Here is an 11588-nt window from a genome sequence, read left to right on the forward strand (position 1 = left end):
TCTATGGTTGTTTCAGATTCATTGTCTACAACTCGGGGACATGCGTCAACAGGCGGCTATCTACCTGTGGCCGGAGGTGGCCTGCTTCAACTTGGGTGTAGGACCAGAAGTTTTCAAAGCTATTTTACTTTTTTCCGTCCTGCTTCTTCAATATAAGCAATTTTGCGTCAATCCCTGCCTCCCACACGTGCTGAAGCCAGGATTACTAAGAAGCCTTGGCAGGTGCAGGATGGTTTGGGCTAAAACTATAGCAGTCCCGCGAAACGGCGGAAAATTGAGATGAAAATCACCTGTAGATAGCTCAAGCAGCCAGCGTAACGATTTTCCCTAGGTTTGCACCTAATTTGCGAATGGTTTGCAGCAGGTTTGCTTCCGATGGAAAAGCACAGGTAAATACCTCTACTATGTCAGTCGCCTCCCAACGTAGAAGCGCTTTCGCTGCCGGAGAGGCCAGAGGCAGCCTATAGGTGCGGATCTACCGTTATTCCCGCTTCGGTCTGCCCTGGCTGCACTCGGTTTGCAAACAAGGTGCAACCGCGGGTTTCGTATCATTATTCCCCCGTTTTACGGGATCCGTGGACGCCCGGAGGCCCATCCGCGAAAACGGCCAGCGCAGCGCGCCGGGGGCATATGCCGATTCCCGTTTTGCCGTCTCATTAATCAAAATGCATTCGCTATATTTGAGATGAGTTAATGAGATGCTTATGAAGGTAGGGTACGCCCGTGTCTCGACACAGGACCAGAAGCTGGAGCTGCAGACCGACGCCCTCACCCACTACGGGTGCGGCCAGCTGTTCCGCGAGAAGAAATCAGGCAGGAACAAGGAGCGGCCGGAGCTGGAGAAGATGATAAACCAGCTGCGGGCGGGCGACACGGTGGTGGTGTGGAAGCTCGACCGGCTGGGCCGCTCGCTCAGGGACCTGATTGATTTGGTAGCGGAGTTCAAGGAGAGGGGGGTGGAGTTCGTGAGCCTGCAGGACGGCATCAACACGGCCACCCCCACCGGCAGGTTCACCTTCAACATCTTCGCCTCCCTGGCAGAGTTCGAGCGCGAGATAATCCGGGAGAGAACGAAGGCGGGGCTGGCAGCTGCCAAGGCCAGGGGCAAGAAGGGCGGCAGGCCGGCGGGTCTGTCAAAGCCAGCGATGGAGAAGGCCCGCTCCGCCCGCATCCTCTTCGGCTCGGGCACCAAGACGGTGGAGGAGATCGCCCAGATCCTGGGCATCGGCCGGGCCACCTGCTACCGCTACCTAGGCCAGGCGAAGGAGGCATGAGCCTGCCTGACTCCGGCCAATTAGCGTTTGCACCCGGTTTGCAGTTGTGTTTGCACCGGGGACAATAGCACCTGAAGCAGCACCCGTGCAAACCCCTCTGATGCCGCTGTTCAGCGAATTCAGCAGGCAAGGCTTTTTTTTGACATCGAACTGGTTTTCAGGTATTTACTTTGATGAAGATTCTGTCTACTTTTACTCAGGCGGGCTCTTCTGTGTGAACATACAGCGAATGCAAAGTGGTATGCGATCCATATGAAAGAAGATCTGCTTTACTGACATTCAAAACCGTTTCCTATGAAAACATTTCCTACAGTGAAAACCCGCCGGCTTTTGTTGATCCTATCTGTCTTGCTTGCCTCCTGCCATGACGATGAGATTGATTTTCCCCAACCAAGTGAATGCAAACTCACAGAGGTTTCCTTCTATGAGAATGGAGTGTCGGACGGATCTGCCACAAAGGTAGAATACGACAGCCAGGGCTACGTTACAAAGGTCACAGAGGTAGAAGGCATGCCATCCGAGCTCGTTGAGGCTTCCACTTTCTCCTACAATGCAAGCCACCAACTGGTAAGGGAGGATTATATCTGGGACAGCGGCCGCATCGAGGGCTATAAAACCCATACGTACAACCCTGACGGAGCCTTGGCTCAAACGGTCGACCATAGGGACGGCAGCGGCTTGCGCACTGAGACCTACACCTACGACACGAATGGAAGAGTAACGGAAATCGCTGAAGCTGGCGATGGGAGCAGCTCCAAGAGGACCTTCGCCTACATCGGCAATAGTGAGAATATCAGCAGGGTCACGCATCATGACGGGAACGGGCAGGTTGTAGGCACCACGACCTATGAGGACTATGACAACAACCTTAACGTTATTTATGCCGCGAAGGGCATGTTGACGGTTGGCGTAAGCAGAAACAACCCCGGCAAAGAAACATCCGTGCATGTTAGCCAGCAAGATGAGATCACCCACTACACTTATCAATACAATTCCTCCGGTTTTGTGACGGAGATGGAAGAGACAAGAGAGGGAGAGGCTGGAGCTCATCAAAGCGTGTATACCTACTCGGGGTGTGACTGAGGCAGTTGAACCTGCCCCCGGTTAGAGGAACTGGCCCCCAAAAATACGGGTTGTCGCAAATCAGAGAAAATAGCCGTTTCATGGGACTGATGCCCATGGTTGCACCCGGTTTGCAAACCGGGTGCAACCATGGTAGTATAGGGCAAGAGTGGCGGTGCGTCCACTCTTACAGGCTGCTGCATGCTGATCTGGCGGAAATAGGCACTGTCCATTCAAAAAGCAGCTGACACAGCAGAGATGTTTACCTGTGCTGTGTCCCTTGGTTTGCAAACTTGCTGCAAACCGTTCGCAAACCAAGGGAAAATCGTTACGCTGGCCGCCTGAGCCCCACAAAGGTGATTTTCATCTCAATTTCCCGCCGTTTCAAGAGACTGTGTCTCGGCCTGAAATAGGTTAACCTAAAGGCGACCAGATGAAAGCCTGAGAGTTTCCCATCTTTTGTAACCTTAGCTTATGATGATACGCTCCCCAACTCAGTTGTTTTGAAGCTTGCCCTTTTCTACAGTTTAACCAGGAACAACTTATCCAAATAAAAACAAGTAAAATACAATAGATGTGCACCTGATGCTATACTTTACTCGAATCCTGAACTGAAGGCTTCTGTTGCTGGCCTCAAACAGGGAAGCGAAAAACAACCTATTGAAGATATGCGCCATGTCGAAGTATTTACAGCCGGGCCGCTTTTCCCGATCGTGAAGAAGTACCTGATCAACTACAGCACTCCCCCCAGCGAGTACGTGCTCCCCGTGGTGGCCAGCGGCGCCTATCTCATCTATGCCCACGCGGAAACAGCGGATTTAAAGTACAAGCACCATACCGAAAAGGTGATGACCTGCTTTGGGGTGGGCGGCAATATTTGCAAGGAGCAAATGCAGGTCCATTGCTCTGGCTATGTAGAGTTCATCTTTGTGGAACTCCACCCCGTCGCGCTGTATCATCTTTACAGAAACCCCTTAAGAACATTCACCGACCGCTTCACCCCCATAGACGCCGCAGCTGAAAACGAGCACACGGACAGAATCCTGAACGCCTCGGATATCCACGCAAAGCTAAGCCTGGTCAAGGGGTTTCTTGAGACACATCTGCCGGTGCATCAGATATTGAAAGATGACGTTTACTGCCTGACGCAGTGGGTTGAGCAGCGCGGGGGGCAGGTAAGCGTAACGGAAATGGCCCGCCTGCTGGGATTGGGTGAAAGGCAGGTGGAGCGTGTCTTCCTGGAGAAGATGGGCGTCTCGCCCAAGTACTACGCCAAGATGGTTCAGATGCGGCAGGCTGTCAATCTGGTCATGGGGAAAGGCGACAGGCTGCTGACTGATGTGGTGTACGAAAAGGGGCACTATGATGCCGCTCACTTCAACAAGGACTTCAGGCGCTTCATCAAGATGAACCCGAAACAGTTCCTGCAGGAGGACTCTCCATTCCTGAAACGGCTTTTGCAGGAAGAAACGGAATAAGGAGCCTTTCAAAATTTCGCTCACATGACGGGTTTTTACAATTATTCCTTCTTCCAATCTCCTATCTTAGGCATACAGTTACGAACCGGGGCGAACTGACCGTCTGTTCGCTTTAGAAGACGTTTGCGGCAAAGCAGAGTGGGTATGAACGGCATGAGTGCCTTCAAAGTAATCTTTTATAAGCACCGTATCATGTGACAGGCACATCATGTATTCGGCACTACCCTATAGAGTCAGGCATGCAACTCAAGCCGTGCGCCACGACTGACCCTCCGAAGCCGGGTTTCCTAAACCTGGCCAGAGCACAGGTTAAGTGATAGCCTAACACGGGATGCTCGCTAAAGAACACTGCCAGTAGCACTCTAAGGATAAAGAAATGAAGGAGGTTATGGGGAAGTTTACAACAGTTTGCGCCTGCCTTGTGTTTTATGCTTTCCAGGCACAGCAGGTACTTGGCCAGGCGCAGGTAAGGGGGTTGCTGGTAGAGGCCGAAAGCAAGCCTTTGTCTTTCGCAAATGCACTGTTGCTGCAGGCAGGGGATTCCGCTTTGGTGAAAGGCGCCATCACGGACATGGAGGGGAGGTATTCTTTTGATCAGGTAGCACCAGGCTCCTATATCATAAAAGCTTCCATGGTCGGCTACAAACCGGCCTTCTCGCCGGCCTTCACTGTGGCGGGCACCGACTTCCTGGTGCCCGGCATTGGGATGACACAGGATGCGCTGGCCCTGGGTGAAGTGACCGTAGAAGCGACACGGCCGCTGTACGAGCAGCAGATTGACCGCCTGGTGGTAAATGTGCAAAGCAGCATCACGGCTGCAGGGGCCACGGCGCTGGAGGTGCTGGAGCGCTCTCCGGGCATCGCCATAGACCGGCAAAACAGCGCGCTTTCCATGAACGGCAAGTCAGGCGTGCAGGTGATGGTGGACGGCAAGCTCAGCCGCCTCCCGTCCGCTGCGGTTCTTCAGATGCTGGAGGGCCTCACCGCGGCCAACATAGAGAAGATAGAGCTTATCACGACCCCTTCCGCACGATATGACGCGGAGGGAAACGCTGGGATGATCAACATTGTCCTCAGAGAGCACACCGGCTACGGCACCAACGGCTCCCTTTCCGCAACCGCGGGCTACGGGAGGTACGGAAAGTACGTAACCAGCCTGAGCCTGAACCACCGCACGCAGCGACTGAACCTTTTCGGGGATTATTCCTGGTCCCATAACCACAACTGGAACGAGCTGGGTAATATCCGTGCGGTAACTGATCAAGGCACCACTACCCATACCAGCTCTGTGAGCGACAGCCCCTATAAGGTCATCAACCACACGTCCCGCGTGGGATTTGATTACAGCGTAAGCCCCAGAACCGTCCTTGGGGGAATGGTCTCCGGCTTTTCTAACAAAACGGATACTGATGCCCTGAACACCATTCAGATACAGGAAGGGCAGAAACCGCCCACACTGATAGCGCAGCACACCCGCGAGATAAACCGCTGGCGGCACCTCATGGCAAACTTAAGCATAAAGCACTCGCTCGGAGAGAAACAGCATATTGACATTGACCTGGATTACCTGCTGTATGATAATGCAAGCCCGGCGGCCTACGACATCCACTACCGGTTCCAGGGGAGCGGGGAAACTGCCCGGGAGGAGATAAGGGTTGACAAGGCCACTCCCATGCGCATTGGCGTGGCAAAAGCGGACTATACCTACACTACAGCCGACAACACGAAAATAGAGACGGGCGCCAAGGCCACGTTCACCAGACTGGACAATGAGGTGGCGGTGGAAAGGGGACTGCAGGAAAGCTGGGTAAGGGACGCTCAGCTAAGCCAGGAGATCGACATGTCTGAGGATATCGTGGCTGCCTACGCGAACCTGAATCTTCAGGGAAAATACAAGACTTCCCTGCAGGCCGGCTTGCGCTGGGAGTACACCTTCACCAACATCAACAGCCCCGACCAAAAGAACCTCGTGCTGCGCAGCTACCATAACCTGTTCCCCAGCCTCTTCCTGTCCAGGGAGCTGAATGGGGACAATAGCCTGCAGTTCTCTTACAGCCGCCGCATCACCCGCCCGACCTTCAATAACCTGGTGCCTTTCGTGAGCTTCAAAGACCCTTATTCCCTCTGGTCCGGGAATGAGGCGCTGAAGCCGACCATCACCGATGCCGTGCAGGCAGGCTACCAGCTCAAAGGTAAATATATGCTTTCCCTGCAGGCCAGCCATGACAGGGACGCCATCAACTGGATGGTCCGCCTGAACCCCGGCACCAACATCCAGAACGTGTATATAGCCAATGTCGACAGGAACGAGACTTATTCCCTCAACCTGAGCCTGCCGTTTACGGTGGCCTCCTGGTGGCAGATGCAATACAACCTGGCTGCCGTCTGGCAGCAAAGCCGTACGGCGTACGAAGGCATGCAGCTGAAGACCTCCGGCCGCTATGGCAGGATGAACGCTACCCAGACGTTCAAGCTTCCTGCCGATTTCAGCATGGAGCTCACAGGATTCTACCAAATCAAGGCGCTGTTTGGCATGTTTGAGCAAACCAGTACGGGAGCGGTGAATTTCGGGGTTCAAAAGAAGCTGGAGAAAGAGCGGGGCGCGTTTGACTTCTCCATCAGCGATATTTTCTGGACCAACCGGTTCAGAATCAAACTGGCCTACCCATCGGCAAACCTGGACCAGGTGTTCTTCAATATCCATGAGCCCCGGGTAATACGGCTCACTTACACCCGCAACCTCGGGGACAAAAATGTCAAAGCGGCTACTAAACGGGAGACAGGCTCTGAAGACGAGCGAAGCCGTGTCGGAAATTGATGTTGGCTTACCTGTTATGGCTGTCGGTGCCAGGCTCTACAACAGATTGACAGTTGACCATGCACCAGGTTTACAACAGACATATCAACCTGACCCGCTGTTGCACGACCTTTCTAATGTCTGCCTTAGAGCAAATAAGCTGTTGGTAGTGGCTTCTTAATTTTTTGCTTCACTATTCTTAGATAAACGATGCAAATACTTCAACCTCAGCATCTGCTATTAAAACCATATGTCAAGCAGATTCATCGGTTTACGGTTAGTCCCAACGGGCTGTCATCTATGACCGCTATTCCAACCGGTAATGTATTCATTTCCTTATTCTGGGGGAGCGGGAAATACGTAACTAGAGGACCTAGCTCCACAGAAAGGTCTGAAAGTGGCGATATGTTTATTTCAGGCCAGCAATTTGAAATTGCGCACCATTGGGTTCAGGGAGGCGAGGTTAACATCATCGGGTTCGAGCTGACTCCCAACGCCATTCACCAGTTCTTCGGAATCCCTCAGCATGAGATGACAGGGCAAGTATTGTCGTTAGAAGATATCTGGGGTAGTAAAGCATCCATACTCTACCAGCAGGTGATCGAGGAGCCTGATCCCGCCAAGCAGCTTTCTCTTGTTGAAGGGTTCCTCTGCAAAAGAATTATAGCGAAGGAATGGCGTGAAAGCCACAGCATTGCCGAAGCTAACAGTTTAATAAAACTGTCCAAAGGCAATATATCTATTAAGGAGTTAGCAACAACATTGAGAATAAGCACCAGGAGCCTTGAAAGAAAATTTATAGAAGCAGTAGGCATTTCACCGAAAGCGTATTGTAAGATCATAAAGTTTAATCATGCTTTCAAGCAATTGGCTATCTACCAAAAGGATGTATTGGATGTTGTGCATGAAACAGGCTACTACGATCAATCGCACTTTATCAATCATTTCGGCAAAGTTGTTGGGATGAGTCCTGCTCAATTTCTTGATGAGCAAGAAAAATTATTGATCTGTTTTAAGGAAGATACAGAAGATGGTCCCATGTTTTCTTTAACGAATGCACTTAAAGATGTGCAAAAGTTGTACGTTTTATAAATGTCGCATTTTTCCAATACTAGTTATTATTTATTCCTGAATTTAATATCAGATTTCAATTCATTTTGGGATTGGTTCTCTTAAAGAAAAAGGGGCTATCATTAGCTATGATAACAACCAATTAATCTGATTTTAAATATTTTAAATCATTATAAAGTAAAGTATGGCAACTTGGCTTAAACTTGATCAAAATCCGGCAACACAGAAAATTTGTACATCCTCAGACAGAGCTCTGTATCAGTTGCACAATAACGGCAGAATCTGGCGCTACACAGGCACACCAATAACAGGATGGGAGTTGATAGACCAGAACCCTGCTACTGTTGATATCGTTGGCGCAGCCGCTAATACTATTTATCAACGGCATCGTGACGGCAAGATTTGGCGTACAGGCGAAGTAGGTCACTTAAATTACTCATTAGTCATCACAAGCGTTCGATGTGTAGATGAAACAGAACACGAAGGAGTGTGGCCTTTTGAAGGGGAAGGAGTGGCAAATGAAGCGATGCGCCTGAAAGTTGTTACTACATCCCAGAAGACAGGACAGCCCGTAGAACAACAAACAACTCCGCCGCAAGGTCTATCCGACCTTGGTAGCAACTACCAAGATGGTACTGTTGTACCAATGGAATTAGTTGTAGCAAATGTTGAACTAGCTGCCAACGATTCCTTACCCATGAGCATAAGTGCAGGATTCTTCCTTATAGAAGAAGATTGGCTTGGCGATCTCTCTGGAATAGAGGAAGCTATCAGAGAATATGCCAAAGCTACAAGAGAGGTTCACGGAACTTTGAGTGCTATAATATCCCAGATTCCAGGAACAGGATGGCAAAAAGGTTCAAAGATTGGCGCAGTAGCCTCCGTCTTAGAGCCCGCTATTGCAAATGCGGTATTAGCCGCAGCAAATGACGTTTTTCCGCTTTCTGATGTGTCCATTGTTGTTCCAGATAGAAATGCTCCCTTTGGTTCTGGTGCTGAAAGTAGTGTTTTGCATTTTGTTGGTCATGGAGGCGAATATGAAATATCGTATTTATGGAGAGTTATAGAAACAGTACCGCCTTCGCCTTGTGAAATAATTTAGCATTCAGTAAACTATTTCAACTTTCTTAAGATGCAAAGGTAAAGATAATTTAGCCGTTAGGTTTTATTGAGTCTGTCAACGCCTAACGGTAAGATTAATTCATTACCCTTCGAAGTCACATAACTGGTCTAATTATTTACCGTGGCAAGCGGTGCGTTCTTTTGCCTAAGCAGTCTTCTTAAATAGAATCGAAAAGTGTTAGGAGGCTATTGTACGTTGGTACATCAGGGCTCTCATTTAACATAATCGGCGTTATCGAACAACAAAGGCTCCCCATCACGGGGAACCTTCCTTTTGCTATAGCCCATAAGCTGCTTTATGTTAAGCAAAATGATTTGGCTAAATGATGGCTAGCCGGCGTTTTAGTTTTGTTAGCAGCAGGTACTTTACCCGAATTCCCTTACCGATAAAAATCAGGCTTCAAATAAAGTTATCTATAAACAGCAGGGTTCTTACATGACTATCATTGATATGCATAACTGATGCCTAAATATTATCTCCTCACCCTATAAACATATGAATTACACCCTGTTGCTTTGAAAGCAGAAAACGCTAATTTAGAGGGCATGGACAACCAGAAGCAATCCCCTGAACCACACTCTGACCAGCAACTGATAGGGCCCGCACCGCAAGCAGCAGTATTTCCCGGCCGCTGGGTGGGGGGAGCCAGCTTGATTTTGGGCCCCGCTCTCATTCTTACCGGCGCTTTGCTTCGCATTCAGTTTCACTTCTTTGCCCCGCAGCAGTTGGAGGCATTTGAGGCGCATCCCACCCTCATCACTGCCGCTTACAGTTGCTATGCCTTAGGCAGCGTCATCCTGTGTTTTGGGATCATTTCCCTGGCAACGTTTATCGGAGCCTGGAGCAGGGTATGGGGGATTTGGGGAGGCACGTTGGCTATTCTGGGGCTTTTTACCCGCACTTTCCATGCGGGTATCGACCACCTGGCCTTTCAACTGGTTCACGTACAGAGCCGGGAGCTGGCGTGGCAAGCCGTCTCGGATTCTTATCGGCCCTTCCATGTGTTCCGGAACCTGAATGGGGCCATTATGGCTGGTTGGATTGTACTGGCCATTGGAGCCTATCGCTCCGGCACGCTTAATCTGCTCCGCTCCATTGCCCTGGGTCTGATGGTTATGGTGCCATTCGGCACGCTCAAGGGTACTGAAATCCGGGCGATCGGCATCATTGGGCTCTGTGTCGCACTGGTGCCGTTGGGAATCACCATGCTGCGTAACGGGCCGCCCCTCAGTCGGAAGGCGATATTCTGGACTGTTGTCATTTGTGTGCTGGGACTTATTTTCAACATCCTCGCACTTTTCTTTCCGGTACTGAGGAATTAAAATGCTGGGTTTTTTCAGTCTCCGTTCCTGTCAAAGTACTAAAACAACCCCTCCAAGAGGCTGCAAGGGCTGTTTCGCTTATAACTACTTTCATGTTCAGCAGAGGGCTTTTCTGTGATCAGTGCAATAGCGTTTATATATCCCACTATGGTACACGTTCCTTATCTCATGTACCATGATGGTACATGTACTATGATTCATGTACCGTTTTCCATACTTTTGTCTCACAACAAACTCCTCGTATGGCCATAGCACCCGATAAACCTTTCAATGATCTTTCTCTTCTGCCCCCTCCTTCCCAGAAGATAGAGTCCATAACCATTTTAAAGCAGGAGAGCAGGGCGGCGGTAGCCCTGGCAGAGCTGAAAGGCCTGGCCAAAACACTGCCTAACCAGGGCATCCTCATTAACGCGATCGTGCTCAAGGAGGCACAGGCAAGTTCGGAGGTGGAGAATATCATTACCACGCACGACAAGCTCTACCAAGCCCTGACGGCAACCTCCGTGCGGGCAGATCCTGCCACAAAGGAGGTGCTGCGCTACCGGGAAGCGCTGCTGTTTGGTTATGATGAAATACAGACACGAGGATTTATAAATGTCAACAGCATCTGCCGTATACAGGCTATACTGGAGGAGAACCAGGCGGGCATTCGGCAGCTGCCCGGAACGGCGCTCAAGAATGACATGACGGGGGAGACTATCTACACGCCGCCCGATGACAGAGAGGTCATTCAGAACCTGATGAGGAACCTGGAGCGCTTCCTAAACGAAGAGCCCGGGGAAACATCGCCCCTGATCAGAATGGCCATACAGCATTACCAGTTTGAGAGCATCCACCCCTTCTATGACGGGAACGGAAGGACGGGCAGGATCCTCAACGTACTATACCTCATCCTGCAGGGGTTGCTGGAGATCCCGATCCTTTTCCTGAGCGGCTATATCATCGACAACAAAAGCGATTACTACCGGCTACTTCAGGAGGTAAGAACGAAAGAAAATTGGGCGGAGTGGATTTTGTTTATGCTGAAGGCCACGGAGAGCACAGCCCGGCAGACCATCGGCCAGATAAACGACATACACGCCCTATTCAACCAGGTTCAGGAGAAAGTAAAACAGGAAGCCCCCAAAATATACTCTAAGGACCTAATAGAACAGCTCTTCATCCACCCCTACACCAAGATTGAGTACATCTCTAACGGTCTAAAAGTGGAGCGGAAAGCAGCCTCCAGGTACCTGAAAGCACTGCAGGCAACTGGGGTGCTGTCTCTGGAACAGATAGGCAAGGAAAATGTCTACATTAACCACCAGCTCTATAAGCTGCTGCGAAATGGTTAAGCAACGAGAAATAGCTATTGCTGTAAGTACCACAAACTGGTTCTACTTTACATCCTATGTTTGTCACTAATCCTGTAAGTATCCTTTTTCCCTTTTGTTGATTGGGTTGAAAGTTTATCAGAAACAG

At 50.3% G+C, this 11588-nt stretch carries 8 protein-coding genes; all 8 read left to right on the forward strand.

Annotation, left to right across the window (positions count from 1 at the left end; translation table 11 throughout):
• Positions 1-704: 704 nt before the first annotated feature.
• The 8 genes from ABD920_RS22070 to ABD920_RS22105 all read left to right on the forward strand — a co-directional run bounded on the left by ABD920_RS22070 (position 705) and on the right by ABD920_RS22105 (position 11461).
• Complete coding sequence (locus ABD920_RS22070; protein WP_345162415.1) at positions 705-1274, forward strand: recombinase family protein; 570 nt, start codon at positions 705-707, stop codon at positions 1272-1274.
• A 294-nt stretch (positions 1275-1568) separates the two neighbouring features.
• Entirely contained in the window at positions 1569-2357 is a 789-nt protein-coding gene (locus tag ABD920_RS22075) for a hypothetical protein (protein ID WP_345162417.1), read from the forward strand.
• A 647-nt stretch (positions 2358-3004) separates the two neighbouring features.
• Positions 3005-3814 (forward strand): AraC family transcriptional regulator, encoded by an 810-nt coding sequence (locus ABD920_RS22080; RefSeq protein WP_345162419.1) that lies wholly within the window; start codon positions 3005-3007, stop codon positions 3812-3814.
• A gap of 376 nt (positions 3815-4190) precedes the next feature.
• Positions 4191-6632 (forward strand): TonB-dependent receptor, encoded by a 2442-nt coding sequence (locus tag ABD920_RS22085; protein WP_345162421.1) that lies wholly within the window; start codon positions 4191-4193, stop codon positions 6630-6632.
• Between the two features lie 189 nt (positions 6633-6821).
• Positions 6822-7703, forward strand: a complete 882-nt coding sequence (locus ABD920_RS22090) for a helix-turn-helix domain-containing protein (protein WP_345162423.1) — start codon at positions 6822-6824, stop codon at positions 7701-7703.
• Positions 7704-7866: 163 nt separating this feature from the next.
• Positions 7867-8784 (forward strand): hypothetical protein, encoded by a 918-nt coding sequence (locus tag ABD920_RS22095; RefSeq protein ID WP_345162425.1) that lies wholly within the window; start codon positions 7867-7869, stop codon positions 8782-8784.
• 536 nt (positions 8785-9320) lie between these two features.
• On the forward strand, positions 9321-10127 hold the full coding sequence (locus ABD920_RS22100) for a hypothetical protein (protein ID WP_345162427.1): 807 nt from the start codon (positions 9321-9323) through the stop codon (positions 10125-10127).
• A gap of 242 nt (positions 10128-10369) precedes the next feature.
• Positions 10370-11461, forward strand: a complete 1092-nt coding sequence (locus ABD920_RS22105) for a Fic family protein (protein WP_345162429.1) — start codon at positions 10370-10372, stop codon at positions 11459-11461.
• The last annotated feature ends 127 nt before the right edge of the window (positions 11462-11588 follow it).

The organism is Pontibacter saemangeumensis (genome assembly GCF_039541895.1).
Lineage (GTDB): Bacteria > Bacteroidota > Bacteroidia > Cytophagales > Hymenobacteraceae > Pontibacter > Pontibacter saemangeumensis.

Excerpts from the sequence above, each read along its gene's own strand:
- ABD920_RS22070 (WP_345162415.1), top strand. The coding sequence starts at position 705 with ATGAAGGTAGGGTACGCCCGTGTCTCGACACAGGACCAGAAGCTGGAG.
- ABD920_RS22075 (WP_345162417.1), top strand. The coding sequence starts at position 1,569 with ATGAAAACATTTCCTACAGTGAAAACCCGCCGGCTTTTGTTGATCCTA.
- ABD920_RS22080 (WP_345162419.1), top strand. The coding sequence starts at position 3,005 with ATGCGCCATGTCGAAGTATTTACAGCCGGGCCGCTTTTCCCGATCGTG.
- ABD920_RS22085 (WP_345162421.1), top strand. The coding sequence starts at position 4,191 with ATGAAGGAGGTTATGGGGAAGTTTACAACAGTTTGCGCCTGCCTTGTG.
- ABD920_RS22090 (WP_345162423.1), top strand. The coding sequence starts at position 6,822 with ATGCAAATACTTCAACCTCAGCATCTGCTATTAAAACCATATGTCAAG.
- ABD920_RS22095 (WP_345162425.1), top strand. The coding sequence starts at position 7,867 with ATGGCAACTTGGCTTAAACTTGATCAAAATCCGGCAACACAGAAAATT.
- ABD920_RS22105 (WP_345162429.1), top strand. The coding sequence starts at position 10,370 with ATGGCCATAGCACCCGATAAACCTTTCAATGATCTTTCTCTTCTGCCC.